The sequence below is a fragment of the uncultured Lacinutrix sp. genome (assembly GCF_947500325.1).
Lineage (GTDB): Bacteria > Bacteroidota > Bacteroidia > Flavobacteriales > Flavobacteriaceae > Lacinutrix.
The window spans coordinates 1-18931 of the sequence record NZ_CANMRQ010000023.1 but is presented as its reverse complement, the minus strand read 5'-3'; the positions used below and the strand labels follow the sequence as shown (position 1 = coordinate 18931).

General features: G+C 29.6%; 14 protein-coding genes. 1 reads left to right on the top strand and 13 read right to left on the bottom strand.

The features are described 5' to 3' along the window. Positions 1-169 precede the first annotated feature (169 nt). The gene (locus tag Q0997_RS17740) at positions 170-2539 is read left to right on the top strand and encodes a DUF5686 family protein (RefSeq protein ID WP_299891342.1); all 2370 of its coding nucleotides are present in this window, start codon (positions 170-172) and stop codon (positions 2537-2539) included. A 13-nt stretch (positions 2540-2552) separates the two neighbouring features. Here Q0997_RS17740 and Q0997_RS17735 read toward each other — a convergent pair whose 3' ends face one another. The 13 genes from Q0997_RS17735 to Q0997_RS17675 form a co-directional block, all read right to left on the bottom strand. Beyond that, complete coding sequence (locus Q0997_RS17735; RefSeq protein WP_299891339.1) at positions 2553-3770, bottom strand: lanthionine synthetase C family protein; 1218 nt, start codon at positions 3768-3770, stop codon at positions 2553-2555. 100 nt (positions 3771-3870) lie between these two features. Continuing rightward, positions 3871-3993: a hypothetical protein gene (locus Q0997_RS17730; protein WP_299891336.1), complete on the bottom strand. Its 123-nt coding sequence runs from the start codon at positions 3991-3993 to the stop codon at positions 3871-3873. A gap of 235 nt (positions 3994-4228) precedes the next feature. Continuing rightward, positions 4229-4366, bottom strand: a complete 138-nt coding sequence (locus tag Q0997_RS17725; protein WP_299891333.1) for a hypothetical protein — start codon at positions 4364-4366, stop codon at positions 4229-4231. A gap of 175 nt (positions 4367-4541) precedes the next feature. Continuing rightward, positions 4542-6212, bottom strand: a complete 1671-nt coding sequence (locus tag Q0997_RS17720) for an AraC family transcriptional regulator (protein WP_299891330.1) — start codon at positions 6210-6212, stop codon at positions 4542-4544. Positions 6213-6425: 213 nt separating this feature from the next. Next, the gene (locus tag Q0997_RS17715; protein WP_299891327.1) at positions 6426-7169 is read right to left on the bottom strand and encodes a hypothetical protein; all 744 of its coding nucleotides are present in this window, start codon (positions 7167-7169) and stop codon (positions 6426-6428) included. 92 nt (positions 7170-7261) lie between these two features. Continuing rightward, a complete protein-coding gene (locus Q0997_RS17710) occupies positions 7262-8023 on the bottom strand; it encodes a hypothetical protein (protein ID WP_299891324.1) in 762 nt (253 codons plus the stop codon). 105 nt (positions 8024-8128) lie between these two features. Continuing rightward, a complete protein-coding gene (locus tag Q0997_RS17705; protein WP_299891321.1) occupies positions 8129-8869 on the bottom strand; it encodes a LytTR family DNA-binding domain-containing protein in 741 nt (246 codons plus the stop codon). Next, positions 8862-10718, bottom strand: coding sequence for a histidine kinase (locus Q0997_RS17700; RefSeq protein WP_299891318.1), 1857 nt, complete (start codon positions 10716-10718; stop codon positions 8862-8864). The genes Q0997_RS17705 and Q0997_RS17700 overlap by 8 nt, the downstream gene beginning before the upstream one ends. 61 nt (positions 10719-10779) lie before the next feature. Beyond that, the gene (gene queG, locus Q0997_RS17695; protein WP_299891315.1) at positions 10780-11706 is read right to left on the bottom strand and encodes a tRNA epoxyqueuosine(34) reductase QueG; all 927 of its coding nucleotides are present in this window, start codon (positions 11704-11706) and stop codon (positions 10780-10782) included. Positions 11707-11708: 2 nt separating this feature from the next. Continuing rightward, a complete protein-coding gene (gene ruvB, locus Q0997_RS17690) occupies positions 11709-12731 on the bottom strand; it encodes a Holliday junction branch migration DNA helicase RuvB (protein WP_299891312.1) in 1023 nt (340 codons plus the stop codon). Positions 12732-12812: 81 nt separating this feature from the next. Continuing rightward, positions 12813-14699, bottom strand: coding sequence for an OmpA family protein (locus tag Q0997_RS17685; RefSeq protein ID WP_299891309.1), 1887 nt, complete (start codon positions 14697-14699; stop codon positions 12813-12815). 18 nt (positions 14700-14717) lie between these two features. Continuing rightward, a complete protein-coding gene (locus Q0997_RS17680; protein ID WP_299891306.1) occupies positions 14718-15674 on the bottom strand; it encodes a type IX secretion system membrane protein PorP/SprF in 957 nt (318 codons plus the stop codon). A 29-nt stretch (positions 15675-15703) separates the two neighbouring features. Next, a partial coding sequence (locus Q0997_RS17675; protein WP_299891303.1) for a gliding motility-associated C-terminal domain-containing protein occupies positions 15704-18931 on the bottom strand: 3228 nt, incomplete at its 5' end.

Genomic DNA, 18931 nt, shown 5'->3' with positions numbered 1-18931 from the left:
ACAGTAAAATTATTTAGAGCACAAATACGTTTTATTGTCTCTAGGCAACCTTTTTCTTTTTTTTCACGTCTTAATAAATATGAAATCATAGTTTTAGATCATATTTTATTATTACTAGCAAAAGAATAGTTATAGATTAGTTAATAAAGTTATAAAAGTAAAATACCGCATGTGTAATCGAACAAATAGACTTATTTTATTATTTTTTATTATTGTCTACAACTCATTTTCTCAAACTAACACAAAACTTAGTATCGTTGATTTAAAAACAAAAGAACCTATTGCTTTTGCAAATATTATTTTTGACAACAATTCTAAAACAGGAACCATATCTGATATTGATGGTGTTTTTAAAGTAAATAAAAAACAAATAGAAACCATTACCATAAGTTATATTGGTTACACTCCTAAAACGGTTTCTCTTTCTTCTTTGAATAATAATATTATTACTTTAACACCAAAGCTTAACAAGTTAGAAGAAGTCGTTTTAAATTCGGCCGAAAATCCCGCAAATAGAATTATTAGGAATGTTATTAAAAATAAAGATTTAAATAACCCTTTAAAAATTAACTCTTTTTCCTATAAATCTTATAGCAAGGTTGTATTCGATAGCGCTAATAAACTAACAAAAGATTCTCTAGGTTCTGTTTTTAAGGACAAGAACTTGTTTATAACAGAAACCATTTCAAAACGAAAGTATTTAAAGCCTAATTTTAGTGAAGATGAAGTTATTGCTACAAAGACATCGGGTTTTAAGCATCCAAATTTCGCTTTTCTTCCTACTACTTTTCAACCTTTTTCTTTTTACGAAAACAACATTTTACTTTACGACATAAACTACTTAAATCCAATTAGCAAAGGAAGCTTAAAGAAATATAATTTTGTCTTAGAAGAAGAAATTGTTAGAGAAAATGATACTGTTTTTATAATTTCTTTCAAACCCAAAAAAAACAAAAACATCGAAGGACTGAAAGGCCTATTATATATTAATTCTAATAAATATGCTGTACAAAATGTTGAGGCAACTCCTTTTAACAAAACAAAAGTGTCAATTAAAATTCAGCAAAAATATGCATATGTAAATAACAAATACTGGTTTCCTGAGCAATTAAATTTTGAAATTACAGTAGGCACAGATGCCAACATATCTATTAATTACACTGGTAAAAGCTACCTAAGCGATATAAAAACAGGCATCCCATTAAAACCCATTGATTTTTCTTTTGAAACTCTTACTTTTTTAAAAGATGCCACTAACAAAGATGACGATTTTTGGAATAAAAATAGAGTTGAAGTATTAAATAAAAAAGAGCTAAGCACTTATAAATTTCTTGATAGTATTGGCGAAAAATATAATTTGGATAGAAAGTTAAAAATTATGGAAAGCCTTATTAGTGGAAAATACAGGTTTAAATATGTTGATTTAGATTTAACAAAGTTAGTACAAGCTAATAAATATGAAGGCACTCGTCTAGGAACTGGATTCTATACTAATGATGATATTTTAAAACATGTTTCTATTGGTGGTTTTGCGGGATATGGTTTTAAAGATGAAGCTTGGAAATATGGTGCAGAAATAAAAGCTAAAATCCCTTCCAAAAAAGATATTTCATTTTCATTTAAATATGAAAACGAATTAAGAGAAGTTGGTTCAAACCCTATCTCAAAAAAATGGAAACCACTTTCTTACAGAGGTTTTCAAGCTGAAAAATTTGATCAAACAAAAAGCTTTAGTTTTGAAACAAAATTAAAGTTAATTCGCAACTTTTATTGGAATTTAAAACTTAGCACCACCAATACAACTCCAAAGTATGACTATCAATTTAATAATGACAATACTTTAATCACAGCATATAAGAATTCTGAATTTAATTTAAATCTTAAATATTATTTTAGAGAAGCGCTAATAAACTCTTTTGGCAATAAAATACGTGTTGATAATGGTGCTCCTGTTTTAAGTTTTACTTATTCAAAAGGCATAAAAAATTTATTTGATAGTGACTTTAATTATAATGCTTATAGATTTAGCTTAGATCATCGATTTGAGTCCAAAAACATAGGTATTACTAGTTATAGGCTAGAAGCTGGCTATATAGACACTTCTCTCCCTTATGGATTATTATTTACTGGAGAAGGTAGCCAAGGTTCTGGCTCATTTATAATTGCAAAAAACACCTTTCAAACCTTACAACCCTATGAATTTTTGTCGGATGCATCTATAAACCTATTTACAAGACATAATTTTGGAGGCTTATTAATAAAATCAGGAACGTTTCAACCAGATTTAATTATGCATAACAATTTAGGTTATGGAAGTCTAAAAGACAGTTTTAAACATGAAAATATAGGCTTCAACACAAAAAATAAAGTTTTTTTAGAAACTGGATTAGAATTAAGAAATATTTATAGAATGAATTATATGAATATTGGTTCTATTGGATTGGGTGTTGGTGCTTTTTATCGTTATGGAGATTATAAGTTACCTAATGCAAATGATAATTTTGAGTTTAAATTTTCTCTTGGGTTTAGTTCTAAATAAAAAAGCTATTACCTTATCCAATCATTAAGCACTCATCCCATTTAGCATTAAAAGGAGCTATATAAGATATTATAGCCAAGCCAATACCAGATATACCTTCTAGAAGATTAACCTCTGGATCCCATCCCGGATTAGGTCCACCATGCCATTTACCATATCCGGCATAGCCTTGTTCTGGAATAGCCATGTTTATAGCTATTTCTAACCAATGCTGAGCTGCTTTTTTAAATATAATCTCTTGCGTTTCTTTATACATATAATTATATATATGTATTACACCATAAGCACCATGACAAAGACCAGCATCCATAATTCTAGCCTCTTTGGCATCTACACATTTAGTAGTATGCTTAAGAATAGTAAGTGCCTTATCACATAATTCTGTATTTACAAGTACCTTACCAGCTTTCCATAAAGAAATAGCAACTCCTAAATCTCCATAACACCATGCTAGTCTAGCGCTTTCACTTTTTTCATTGTTTACAGTTATCCAGTCTGGAAAACAAGAAAATATTGTCACTGAATTATTCTCGTTTTGTAAAACATAATTAATTGCCTTTTGTAATAATGGAAGAGTGATTACTTTAAAATCACTGTGTTCTGAAAGACGAGTTAGGAAATTAATAATACTAGATATTCCATGGGATAAACTAAGGTTATAGCCTCTTAATTTTTCTTCAAAAATGAGATTAGATTCCCATTTAGCAGTACCTCCATCTATTTGAGCGGCTTCGCGTAATTGCTTAATAATTTTTAATAAGAGTTTTTTATAGTTAGCCTTAAGTTTTACAGATTCGGTATTTAAATAACGTTTTAAAAAATAATACCCTATTCCTATCACACCATGAAGAAAATCGTAAAAATTATATTGCGCTTCAATACTTAAAGAATTCTCTAAGTAGCCATCCAGACTACTTAATAAAGCATCAGAATCGATATCAATAAATCCTTCCTCTTTAGACAGTTCTATTGTCCAAGCAGCCCCAGCAATTCCTTTACAAAACGTAGGTATATTATAACCTTCATTGATTTTTGAAATTGATTCTGAGATAATTTCCATGCCTATATCTGTATTTATCTCTTGCCTTTTAAGTTTTGAATAATAAAAATGAAATAAAGCAATACCAGTAGATCCTGTTAAAACACCTATATCTTCAACTTCTTTATAATTTTGACTAAGAATTTCATTTATTTCTTCAAGTTTATTAGATAAATACGTGCTTTGATTCATACAGCAGAATATATAATTATTATTTGTGAGGATTAACTAAAACAAGCTGCCAAATTAATTGACAGCTTGTACTATTAATAAAACTATTAACTTTTTAATCTTAAAAACATTGTCTTCCTGGAGGAGGACATGAATTAAAAGCATCGGCAGTAGGGCAGCAATGAGTAGCTCCTTTACCTGTGATTTTATTTGATTCCAACTTACTAATGACTTCTTTATTCAACTTTAAGTTTTTTAATGCTTTTTTCATGGTATTAATAATTAAAATTTAGATTACCTACTCTATTAAAAGGTTTTCGGTTTACCCTTGTATGATATTTACTAACAATATTGCTGATTTAAAATTAAAGAAGCATAAGCGAAATGAAAAGACAGAGTACTTTAAATTGAATAAAATAGGGTAATAAAAAAAGCGTTGTAGATACAACGCTTTTATTTACTATTTAAAAAATTAAATATTAAGGAGTTTCTCTTCCATCACAATGAGCGTCAGATTCCAAATGCTCATACCAACCTGGCTCTGTTGGCAAACAATCACCTCCTTTAATATTGCACATTATGTTAGAGTTAATCTTAGCTATGACTAGTTTTTTCAAAGCTATCTTTTTTTCTACTTGTTTTTTCATGGTGTTATTATTTTAAATGATTAATATTTTACATAATACTAGTAATCTATATTATATAACCTTGGAATAATAATAACATTAATGTCAATGATATCATAGTTTGTAAACCCTAAATTAAACAAAATAGGGTTCATATTTAATCTAATTAAATCTCGTTTAACTTTTCTATTTCTTTAATATAATATGATGGATTAAAGCCTGTTTTAGCTTTAAAATGTTTTGCAAATGAATAATCGCTTTTGTAACCTACTTCTGTAGCTATAGATTTTATAGAAAATGATCTAAATTGTTTATTATTCTTTAAACGCTTAATTGTATACTCAATTCTTAAGTCATTAATATAATCGTTAAAATTTTTATTTTTATGAGTATTAATAATTTTTGATAAGTAAGTTGCATTTGTTTTTACTTTTTTAGCTACTGACCTTAAATTACAATTATAATTTAAGTAATATTCTTGCTCTTCTAATTTATCAAGGCCTTTAATAACAGTAGCTACTTTAGTGTCGTCTATAATAACTTCTTTTGTAGAGGTATTATTCTTATTGTCTGCAGCTTCTAAAGCATCTACTTTTTTTAACAAGTCATTAAACAAAACTTTATTGGATTTTTGTTTCCTTTTATAATTTAAAACAAACGCAATCAAGACAAATATCCCTATAGAAAAAACTATTAAAACATAAGTATTAGCTTTCTTTCGTTTTAGCTTGTCACTTTTAAGTGCCTCAACCTCTGAGTCTAAATACTCATTATCTTCTTTATATATTTTACTTACTGTTTGTGCTTGATTTAATTGAAATTTTTCATTTAATTGAATGTATCTAGCATACCATTTTTTATAGTCATCGAACGCCTCTATTTTTTTATAGCTTTTTGAAAGCAATAAGTGAGCATCTAGAACATGCCCTTTTCTAGGATTAATTGAATCTCCAAAAAGGCTAACAACTTCGTTTAATTGTAAAATAGCTTTATTATATTCTTGTTTTTCGTAAAGGCAATGTGCTTGAGCATATTTAAGATTTATTAAAAACTTTTTATTATCAATATTATTATCGTTAATTATTTCTTCGGCAATATTTAAATAATTTTCAGCTTTTTTAAATTCTTTTTTAAAACAATGAACAATTCCTTTTTTAATATATAGATCAATAAGTCCAGCATTATAATTTAGAGCCTTACTCATTTCTATACCCTTTTCTATTGAATATAAGGAAGAATCCAATTGTTTTAAATCAAGATATATTTCACTTTTTATAGTAATAAGGTTAATTTGATTTTTATCTTCATTAATAAATTTTGAAGCAGAGTTACATATTTTTAATGCTTTGTCATACTCCTTCATTCTTCTAAATATTAAAGCTAGATTTGTAAGCGCAATTTTTTCATTATTATAATCTTTTATTTTTTTTGAATAATTAATAGATTTATAATAGGCATCTATAGCTTGCTGGTTTTTCCAATCTAGTAGAAAAACATTTCCCAACCTTATATAAGCAGAAGAAAGCAGTTTATTATCATCAATCATATTTGCAAAATGAATCGCTTTATCTACATAATAGCAGCTTCTAGTATAACTTTCTTTTTTATAAAAGCTATATCCAATATCAAGATAATAGTTAGCTATATTTTCCTTAGTAAGATTTAAATTTAAAAGGTCTAATTCATGCGTTTTTGACGCTTCTAAATTAGAATTTTTAATAGCAGTAATTATTACTTCAGCAGATTCGCTTTGAGATTGTATTGTAAAAGCAGTAAAAAGCATTAACAATACTGTTACTATAAACGTTTTAGAAAATTTGTATAAGTTATGCAACATATAATTATTACTTGGCAAAATATTAATACTCCGACAATATCATTTGTATATAATATAAATCAAAATTTAAAAGTACTAAAATGTTAATAATCTATGTAGTACGAATAATGTATTACTTAAATTAACAGTAATATTTGGATTATAGTTTAATAGTACAAACAAAAAACCTCTTGAAGTAAATCAAGAGGTTTGTATTTTCTATGTGTGTGTTTTTTAATATTCTCTCATCATAACTATATTGCCTTGTGTTTGAGTTGTCATGTTTGTATAAACAATATGACAATTATACTCACTATGACTATACGCTTCATTAGTTATAAGATTATTAGTTACTGCTGTTGATATTATTTTGTAAAAATCTTCTAGTTCTTCTAGTTCTTTTAGTTCTACATATCCATTTGGCAAGAATATTTCAAAATTATAATTATTTATAAGTTGGTTTATATATAAATCTGAAGCAGGAGGAGGAAAAGACTGGCCTACTCTTGAAGTCGTCTCATTATTTTGCGCTTGGAAACCTGGTCTACTATTACCCTCATTATCAGGCACTGCTGCTCCTCTAGGTTTACCTCCATCTGTGTCACAAGCATCTACATTAGTATAATAATCAAATGCTTCTGCAAAAGCATTTCTAAAAGCACCATTACTACTATTAAGCAAATCGTCAAGCCTTACTGTATTATTATTATTATTATTATTGTAACTACTAGTTAATAAATTTAAAAAATCATCTTCAGCGGCTTTATTAAATAGTGCTCGTGTTACTAGATAAGCACCCCATTGCATTTTGTTTTCAAGAGTACCTTCTTCTGCTTGATTGTTTGAAGCTGCAAAAGCTTTACTAGCCTCAATAGATTTTTTTTCTTCAACTAGATTAACCTCTTCAATTTCTCCTTTACTACATGATTGAAAAGAAACTAATAGTACTAATACTAATATTTTAAAAAATGTTTTCATATTTACTTTTTTTCAAATCAATAACCATACTATATCTTCTTCATATACTGTATAGACATTGTCTGATGTTTTTAATATAATTCGTTTCTTTTTTAATATTCTCTCAGCATAATTATATTGCCTTGTGTTTGAGCTGTCATGTTTATGTAAGTAACATTACAAGCACCAGGAGTATGACGGTATGCTTCATCGTTTATTAGAGCAATAGTTACAGCTGTTGATATTACTACGTTATCAACTTCATTATATCCATTTGGCAAGTATATTTCGAAATTATAATCATTTATAAGTTGGTTTATATAGATCTCTGCAGCACTAGAAGGAAAAGATGGACCTACTCTAGAAGCCGTCTCATTATCTTGTCCTGAAAAACTTGATCTACCATCACCTTCATCATCAGGTATTGCTGCTCCTTTAGGTTTACCTCCATCGGTGTCACAAGCATCTACATTGCTATAATAACCAAATTCTTTTGCAAATGCATTTCTAAAAGCTCCATCACTACTATTAAGCAAATCGCCAAGCCTTACTACATTAGAAGTATAACCTCCTGTTAAGACATTTACAAAATCTTGCTCGGCTAAATTACCTGTAATAGGATTATCTTGTAATAATGCCCTAGCTGTTAAGTAAGCTACCCATTGCATTTTGTTTTCAAGAGTACCTTCTTCTGCTTGATTGTTTGAAGCTGCAAAAGCTTTCTTTCCTTCTATAGATTCTTTTTCTTCAACTAAGTTAGTCTCTTCAACTTCTTCTTTACTACATGATTGAAAAGAAACTAATAGTAATAATACCAATACTTTAAAAATTGTTTTCATATTTGATTTTTTTTCCACATTTACTTTTGTTTTCATATCTATTTTTTTATTCAAATTTATAGTTTATAGCTTATAATTTATATACCTGTTTCATATTCGTACATATCTATTCTATATTTGCTATTAACGAGTTCAAATATGCTATTTAAAAATCTTTTCAATAACATAATCTTTACGTCTACTAGATACTGGGACTTTTATTTCTGGATTAATAATTAGTACACCTTGTTTATTATAGCGTATAACATGTTTTTTATTTACTATGTAAGATTGATGGCATCTAATAAAAGCATCTTCAGATAATAATTCAATAACTTTTTTGATAGATTTAGAGACTAGTATACGTTCTAAATGCAACGTGTAAAAAGTAGTATAATTACCCTCAGACCTACAGTATAATATATCATCTTCATATACAGCGTATACATTATCTAATGTTTTTAATATAATTCGTTTCTTTTTTACACCTTGAAAATACTCGCTAGATATTTCTACTAATTTTTCTATATTATTATCTTCCATAGAATTTTCAATAGCTTTTGTTACGGCTTCTTTAAATTCTTCTTCATCTATTGGTTTTAAAATATAATCTAAAGCACCAACTTTTATTGCTTTTATTGCATGATCATCAAACCCTGTAATAAATATAACATCAAAGTTTTTATCTTCTATTTTATTTAAAATATCGAAACTAGTTCCATCTGTTAACTGAATATCTAAAAACAGTAAATTAGGTTTTTTTTCTTCAATAATATTTATTGCTGACTCAACACTTTCTGCCTCTCCAACTATTTCAATATCTTCATTAAAGTGTTTTTCTAATTTAGCTCTAACATTATCTCTAATATAGGCTTCATCATCTACTAAAATTGCTTTAATCATTTTCTGAAAATTTATAAGGAATTAAAAACTTAACTAAAACGCCTGAACTAGTTGGCTCATTATTTTTTTTATCTAGTATAACAACGTTACTTTTAGTTGTTTTATTAATAAATGTAGAAATTAGTTTTGTAGATACCGACTTTTTATAATTATTGTTAGATTTTTTTATACCCATTCCATTATCTTCTATAGCACATGCTATATATTTATTTTGTAGTTCTAACTTTATATCTATTTTTCCTTTATAGTTGATTCCTAAAAATCCGTGCTCAATACTATTTTCTACAAAAGGCTGTATTAACATAGGCGGAATAAATAAGAAATCTTCTTCTTCAAAATTTTCTAAAACAATATTATAACTAAATTTATTAGGAAAGCGTAATAACTGAAGGTCTATATATTTACGTAATGATTCTAATTCATTTTCAATTTGTACATAGTCGTTTAAAGAGTTTTCTAGAATTAATCGTAACAATCGCGAAAATTTCAACAAATAATTTACTGCCCCTTCTTTGTTTTTTTCTATTTGATTTTGAATAACTGATAAAGTATTAAAAGTAAAATGTGGATTCATTTGAGACGCCAGTAATCGTTGTTGCATTTGCATATCTTGCTTTTCGAATTTAAATCGTCTCTGTCTATAAAATAAGTACCCTATAAGTAATAATAACACAGCCAAACCTAACAAGGCTAGTAGTCTATAATTTCTTAGTTCAGTTTCGTTTTTTTCTTTAGTAATTATCTTTTCCTTTTCATTAGCTAACTTTAAAGCAACTAACTCTTCTTTTACTTTCTTTTCATGAAAACTTCTATTTTTATCTACTAGTGATTTGTAAGCACTGAGTGCTTTTTTTTCGCTATTAATTGTTCTATAATTATGTATAAAAAGTAATTCATTATAAAAAAGAACATAATCTGGATCAGAATTAGGTTTTATAATTGCTTTAGTAGAGTCTAAATATTTTTTTGCCAAGTCATAGTCTTCAATTTCAATGTATGCTTCAGAAATATTATTATAGGCTTCTAGTAAATTATAATTATATCTAGATGATGATTTTCTCTCTTTAGTAATTTTTAGTGCTGTTTTATAATTCTTTAGCGCTTCTTTATAGTTTCCATCATAAAATTGTATTATACCATACTCTCTATGTAATTGTCTTTTGGGTTCTCCATTAGACTCTATTGTACTTAAACTATCAAGTAACTTATAAGCTTCTTCTTTCTTGTTTAAATAATAATAAAGCGTTCTAGCTTTAGAACTTGCTGTAATAACATACATATTTATATTTGAAGATTCCTTAGCTGCTTCTAAAGCTTTAGAATTATAATATAAAGACTGTTTATAATCACGTAAACTAATATTTATACGTTCTAAGAAATTATAAGCATATACTAATTCCTTAAGATGATCTTTTCTATTGGAAATGTCAATAAATTTTTGACCTATACTAATAGCGTTTGCAAATTTATTTCTATTCTCTTCTGTTTCCCAAGCATTTCTAAAATAAACATAGTTTCTTTTTCTATTATTAGGTGCTTTAACCAAGTTTATAGTTTTATGAAAATAATGTGCTGCAGAATCTAATTCTTTTATTTGTTTATAATAATAGCCTTTTCTAAAGAGATTTTCTATAAGAAGTGTATCTGGTAATTTTAGATCTCCATTAATAATTTTTTGAATCTCTTCTATATATATAAGTGTAGAGTCATTGGCGTTAGTTTTTCTTTCTAAAACTCTTAATTTACTGATTTCATTAATTTTATCTAAAATTTCTTGGTCTGTGTTAAATTTACCACAACCAAAAAACAATAAAATAATAAGCCCTAATAAAAGAGTAATTTTCCTCATAAAAACTTAATAGCAATAATTTACTTAGCCAAAATATACTTTTTAATTATTAAAACAATAATTAGTCTTTTAAAAACTTAATATTCCGTTGTAATCCAGAAAATTTTGTTCGCTTTACTGCCGATTTTTGAAACACTTTTTTAAACACGTCTTCAGTAATCTCTTCCCAATCCTTTTTGGTCATTTCTAAAAGTTCTGGATGCGGATTAAATAAAGGTTCATTATGTGGTTTTGAAAATCTATTCCATGGACAAACGTCTTGACAAACATCGCAACCAAACATCCAATTGTCAAACTGTCCTTTCATACTATTTGGTAATTGGTCTTTTAATTCAATAGTAAAATATGAGATACATTTACTACCATCTACGACATAAGGTTCAACAATAGCCTGCGTTGGACAAGCATCTATACAAGCAGTACAGGTGCCACAATGGTCTGTTACTGGAGTGTCGTATTCTAAATCTAAATCAATAATTAATTCAGCAATAAAATAAAATGAACCTACTTGCTGCGTTAATAAATTACTGTGTTTACCTATCCAACCTAAGCCTGATTTTGCAGCCCAAGCTTTATCTAAAACAGGGGCAGAATCTACAAATGCTCGTCCAGAAATTTCTCCAATCTCATCTTGAATAAAATGTGTTAATTCCTTTAACTTACTTTTAATAACATGATGATAATCGTTACCATAAGCATATTTAGAGAGCTTAAAACTGTCTTCGGTTTGAGTATCTTGTGGGAAATAGTTAAGTAACAACGAAATCACACTCTTAGAGTCTTCAACTAATTTTGTTGGGTCTAAACGCTTATCGAAATGGTTTTCCATATAACTCATTTCCCCATGCATATTATTCTTTAACCAACTTTCTAAACGTGGCGCTTCTGCTTCTAAAAACTCAGCTTTGCTAATACCACAAGACAAAAAACCGAGGCGTTTAGCTTCGGTTTTGATTTGTTGTGCGTATTTAGCTTTATTATTTATCATTATTAAAACAAGCCGCCTTGTATTGGTCCTTTAATTTTGCCTAAATGTTTATAGGCTAATTCGGTCACTTCACGTCCACGAGGTGTTCGCATAATAAAACCTTGCTGTATTAAAAAGGGTTCGTAAACTTCTTCTACTGTTTCGGTACTTTCACTAACGGCAGTTGCTATAGTACTAATACCAACTGGTCCTCCTTTAAATTTATCAATTATAGTAGTTAGGATTTTATTATCCATTTCATCTAATCCGTAAGCATCTACATTTAATGCTCCCAATCCATACTTTGCAATTTTAATGTCTATACTTCCATTTCCTTTTATTTGGGCAAAATCTCTAACACGACGCAATAATGCATTTGCTATTCTTGGTGTACCTCTACTTCGTCCTGCTATTTCTATTGCTGCTTCCATAGAAATAGGAACATCTAAAATATTAGCACTTCGTTGTACTATATTACTTAAAAGCTCAGTATCGTAATATTGCAATCTACTTTGAATTCCAAAACGAGCACGCATTGGTGCTGTTAGTAATCCAGATCTTGTAGTTGCTCCAACTAAAGTGAATGGGTTTAAATTAATTTGAACCGTTCTTGCATTTGGTCCAGACTCTATCATTATATCAATTTTAAAGTCTTCCATAGCCGAATATAAATACTCTTCAACTATTGGGCTTAATCTATGTATTTCATCAATAAACAACACATCACGATCGTCTAGATTTGTTAACAACCCCGCTAAATCTCCTGGTTTATCTAATACTGGTCCAGAAGTTACTTTAATACCAACATTTAATTCATTCGCTAAAATATTTGCCAAGGTTGTTTTCCCTAAACCTGGTGGACCATGAAATAAGGTATGATCTAATGCTTCACTTCTTTGGTTTGCTGCTTGAACAAAGATTTTTAAATTCTCCAACACTTGATCTTGACCAGAAAAATCTTCAAAAGATAATGGTCTTAATGTTTTTTCAATATCGAATTCTTCAGAAGAAAAATTCTCGTTTGTTGGATCTAGGTTTTCGTTCATATTAAAACAAATATAAAGAAAAAGCCTTTCAGTTTTTAGTATTAATCTGAAAGGCTTTTCTCTATTACTTCTAATTTTATCTTAATTCAAAATCTTGAATTCGCAACGTCTATTAATATCATATTCTTCATCTTCACAAATACCTTCTTTATCACATTCATTTAACGGTTGCATTTCTCCATAACCAATACTTCTTAATCGGTTTCTATCGATACCTCTACTAACAACATATTCTAAGGTTGACGCTGCACGGCGTTTAGATAAATCTAGATTATATTGATCTTTTCCACGTGCATCTGTATGGGCAGATACTTCAACTTCCATGTCTGGATATTTCTGCATTAAACCTACTAACACATCTAATGTTACTGCCGCATCTGGACGAATATTAGATTTATTAAAATCGAAATATATTTTGTCTAAATTAATTTTAACATCTCCTTTTTCATCTTCTTTAACAGCTGCTTCTGCATCTGCATAAGATTCCAAAATAAGCTCTATATTATGTTGAACTTTTCCCTTGCTATCTGTAGAAAACTCTACATCTTGAGGTATATATGCTTTACGCGTACCTCTTACAGTATATTTTTTGTTAGGCTCTATCTTAAATAAATATGTAGCATCATCTCCAACAATAGTATCTTGAAGTACAGTTCCAGATTCATCCATTAATGTTACTAACGAACCATCTAATAACTCTTTACTATTCTTATCTGTTACAACACCTTCAACTTGGTATTTAGTTAAATAATTCTCTTCACGACCAAAACCATATAGTCTGTCATACCCTGTTCTATTAGAAGACATATAACCTCTATTATCTTTCTCACGAATAACATAAGCAAAATCATCTAAATTACTGTTGATTGAACTACCTAAATTAACTGGTTTATCAAAGCTCCCATTAACAGAATTACTTCTAAATACATCTAATCCTCCAAAACCTAAATGGCCAATTGATGAAAAATACAAAACATTGTTTTCACTAATAAATGGAAACTGTTCTCTATGTTTAGTATTTATTTTCTCTCCTAAATTTTCTGGTTCTCCATAAGTACCATCGCCATTTACTGTTACTTTATAAATATCAAAACTTCCAAAACCACCATCCATATCACTAGCAAAATAAAGTGTTTTGCCATCTTTACTTAATGCTGGATGCTCTGTACTATATTTATTTGATGTAAATGGTAGTGCTTTTACATTTTTCCAACTACCATCAACAAATTCAGCTTTATAAATTTTAATATGAGCTACACGTTCTTCACCTGTTTTTGTGCGCGTCTTATTCGTTCTATTAAAATACATTGTTTTTCCATCTTTACTAAATGTCGCATTACTCTCATGAGAGTCTGTATTAACATCACTAGAAAAAGGTTTCACATCTTCTAATGTTCCATCTTTAGTAATGGTTGCATTATATAAATCTAAATACGGTAAATCATTCCATACAAATGATGGATTTTCACTATTTCTAGATGATGCAAATGCTACTTTATCATCTCCATAAAAAGACATCCCAAAATCATTACTAGAATTTTTATTCTCTAATTGCTTTAGTTTGAATGTGTGTGGCGTTGTTTTAGTATTCTCATCTATAAAACTTAAGGTATTTACTGGTTTAGCATAATATCTACTTAACCATTTATCTGCTTCCTTATAATCTTTAGCCCCTTTTAAAGCTTGTGCATACCTAAAATATAGTTCAATATCAATAGAATCTGTATGCGTTACAAAAAACTCACGGTAGGTTTTAATTGCTTTTTGCATTTGTGAATTATAGTAATAACTATCTGCTAAATTTTGAAGTACTTCTCTTGAGCGATCTTTTGTTTCATAAATATTAGCAGCTTCTTTATAAGCTTTCATTTCAAAAAGCTTATTAGCTCTTTTTAAACTCCCTTTTTGTGCTGAAGCGATTCCGCTAACGAATAAAAGGCATGTAAATATGTATATAATTTTTTTCATTTTATAAGTCTTTTAAGTTTAGAAGAATCTTGGTGAACGATCGTATCCGCCTTTTAAGCCAAATAAATCGACATCAAATAACACAAAAATCTCATGAGATCCAGAGTTATAGTCTCCTAAGTTAGTAGTAGTATAATCGTAAGCATAACCTACTCTAAGTTGTGGCGTAATTCTAAAATTAGCCATTGCACTAATAGCATCGTCTAAACGGTATCCTAAACCAGCCTCTAGTCTATTATTAAATAATAAATTAGCATTTAAATCTATTGATAATGGGGCTCCGCTCACTGCCTTTGCCATAAACGAAGGTTTAAACTTTAAACCTTTATTGATATCAAAAACATAACCACCAGTAAAGAAATAATGAATACTTTGTACTCCTGTTGATTGGATCCCGTTTTCATTTTCCAAATGCTTTGTTGTTAAAAGATTTGGAGCAGAAAGCCCTAAATAGTACTTTTCTGTAAAGAAAAAGGCTCCTATTCCTAAATTAGGAAATACTTTACTAACATTTTCGTTGAAAGCAACATCTGTTGTTTGATTACCAGATTGTAAAGTAAACCCATTAAAATTAGCATCAAATATAGTTACACCTCCTTTTAATCCTAATGATAATTTACTTTCTAAACCTACTGGTAATACATAAGCAAAATCTGCATAAATATTATTTTCATTTACTACATCTCCAATATTATCATTAGTAAAGGATAAACCTACTTCTACTTTCTCACTTAATGGTGTATGTACAAAAAAGCTACCTGTTTTTGGTGCACCTTCTAATCCTACCCACTGTGTTCTATACAATCCACCAATATTTAATATGTCTTCGGTAGCTGTTGCATAAGCAGGATTAACCACACTCATATTATACATATATTGTGTAAACTGAACATCTTGCTGCGCTTGACTATTGAACGTTATTAACGCTAAACCAACGATAACAGCTATTTTATGATATATATTTAAATTTTTCATTGTTTCTAAAATTTTGTGTTATCTAAAAATTATCTGCTTAAGTATAAACGTCCTTGTTTAGGTTTGTTTATGCCATCGTTGTAATTGAAAATATAATAGTAAACACCTACTGGTAATTCTCCAGAACCTAGAGATCTTGATTGATTAGAAGTCCCATCAAAACGAGGCGTTGATGCGTTTCCTTTATAAACAATATTTCCATAGCGATTATAAATCTCCATATCATAATCTGGGAATAGAATTCCTAAATTATCTATATCAAATGTATCATTGACACCATCTCCATTTGGTGAAAAACCATCGGGTATAACTAAGAGACCACAGCCTGTAAGATCTGGTGTTACTGCTAGACGCACACTACTTTCACAATTAGATATAGGATCTATTAGTACTGCATAATACGTTGTATTAGTAATAAGTTCTGTTGTGCTAGAAATCACATTTCCATTAGCCATAGCATCATACCAGACTACATTATTTAATGCTGAATTAAACTCTGTAATATTTAATGTTAAGTCATTAATTGTTGGGGCATCATTAATACATAATTCTTGATTAATATCTATTAGTGTTGGTGTTGGTGCATCGTTTACAGAAACAATAACCTGAACTCTAACAGAAGATTCACAATTATTTGCACTGTTCTGCGAAGCATAATAATCTTCACCATCTACTAATGTTTCAGAAGGATCTAAAGCTATTGTTTCATTCATATCTGCATACCATGTGATTGTTGTTCCTGTAACAGAAGCATCTAAATCTGCAACTGTTGGGTTATCAACTAAACAAAAATCTGGATTAGCATTAACGATTATAGCTGCTGCTGTATCATTTATTGTAACAGTCGCTATTGCAGAGGCATTAATTGTACATGGTGCAACTGCTGTAACAAAATATGTAAAATTATATGTACCAGACATAACTAATGATAAGTCTAACGTTGTTCCAGAAAAACCTGTAGCACCATCATCGTTTGTAAATGTTCCTGAAGTATCTGGTGTTCCACTTAATACTGTTAGTAGATCTAACATATTATTTGTTGTATCTACATCAACTGCACAAATACTAAAAACGCCATCTGTTCCAGCATTTGGTGTATTTGTTACCGTAACAACAACATCACTGGTAGCATTACCACAAGCATTAGTTAAAAAGTACGTATAAGTTCCAGCAGTATCTACATTAGGGTCAAATATATTAGTATTACTTGCTAAAGTTGGTACCCATGTTCCTCCTGTATCTGGTGTTCCTCCAAGTTGTGTAAATAAGTCATATGTTGTACCATCATCTAGATTACATATATCTAGAGTGCCATCTATTCCAGCATCTAAAGGTGCTTGAACTGTTATTGTTATCGTAGTTGAAGCATCTGCACACGGTGCGGCAGAAACAACATATGTAAATTGATAATCTCCAATTCCAAATCCTGTAACATCATATACTAATGGATTAGCTACTACTGTTCCTGTAGCATCTGTTCCTTCATACCATATTCCTGTTGTATCTTGAGTACCATCTAATCCTAAATTTAAATCTACAGTTGTATTATTACATACACTAATAGGTGTTGTAGCTATGCCTCCAGAATTTGGTAATGGAATAATTACTACTGTAACCTCTATTCTTGTAGAAGACTCGCATAAAGTTGTTGCATCTGTCTGCGTAGCATAATATGTTTCTCCATCTACTAATACTGTTGTTCCTGGTAAAGGAGTTCCTCCTACAATTTCATCATACCATTGTATAACTGTACCAGTTGCAGATAAATCTGCTACTGTAGCTGTATCACAAAAATCTTGTGTCGCTGCTGCTGTTGGTGCCATTGTATCACTTATCGTTATACTTACTGTTGGCATATTTGGGTCATCACATATTCCAATAGCATCTACATCATATGTGAATGTATAAGTTCCTGGTGCTAATCCTTCTATTGTAACAATACTCCCAACTAATTGGCTAGATGGAGTATTATCGTTCCAAGTACCTGTTTGATCTTCGTTATCTAAATAATCGAAAAGATTCAATGTTTGCCCAGCTGTTATTTCGGCAACACAAAATTCTGGTGCATCATTAACTGTACCTGCGTTTGGAGCATCTTCTACTGTTATTGTAACTGTAGAACTGTTACTACATACATTAGCATCTGTAATACTATATGTAAAGCTATATGAACCAATAGTTAATAATGTTAAATCTACATTACTTCCTGTTAATGCTCCTGTTGCATTATCATCTGTCCAAGTTCCTCCTAAACCATTTCCGGCTAACTGTCCAAATAAATCTAATGGTGAATTCGCTGCTAAATCATTCTCACATAATACTACTGGCGTTGCTACTCCTGTGTTTGGTAAAGCATTAATATTTACTTGAACTGTAACCAAAGGATCATCACAAGTACCAATCGCATCTACATCGTAAGTGTAATTGTATGTTCCTGGTATTAATACTGATAAATCTATTGGATTTGCAGTTACAGTTCCTGTATTATCTGTTCCTATATACCATGTTCCTGTTTGATCTTCATTATCTAACAAATCAAATAAATCGTATACCGATGGTGCTGCTCCTTCACAAAATTCTGCTGTACCATTTACTGTTCCAGATTCTGGTGCATCGTCTACTGTTATTGTAACGATAGAACTACTACTACACATATTTGCATCTGTAATACTATATGTAAAGTTATACGTACCTATAGTTAATAATGTTAAATCTACATTACTTCCTGTTAATGCTCCTGTTGCATTATCATCTGTCCATGTACCTCCTAAATCATTTCCAGCTAACTGTCCAAATAAATCTAATGGTGAATTCGCTGCCAAATCATTCTCACATAATACTACTGGTGTTGCTAAGCCTGTATTTGGTAATGGGTTGATTGTAACTTGAACTGTAACCAAAGGATCATCACAAGTACCAATCGCATCTACATCGTAAGTGTAATTGTATGTTCCTGGTATTAATACTGATAAATCTATTGGATTTGCAGTTACAGTTCCTGTATTATCTGTTCCTATATACCATGTTCCTGTTTGATCTTCATTATCTAACAAATCAAATAAATCGTATACCGATGGTGCTGCTCCTTCACAAAATTCTGCTGTTCCATTTACTGTTCCAGATTCTGGTGCATCGTCTACTGTTATTGTAACGATAGAACTACTACTACACATATTTGCATCTGTAATACTATATGTAAAGTTATACGAACCTATAGTTAATAATGTTAAATCTACATTACTTCCTGTTAATGCTCC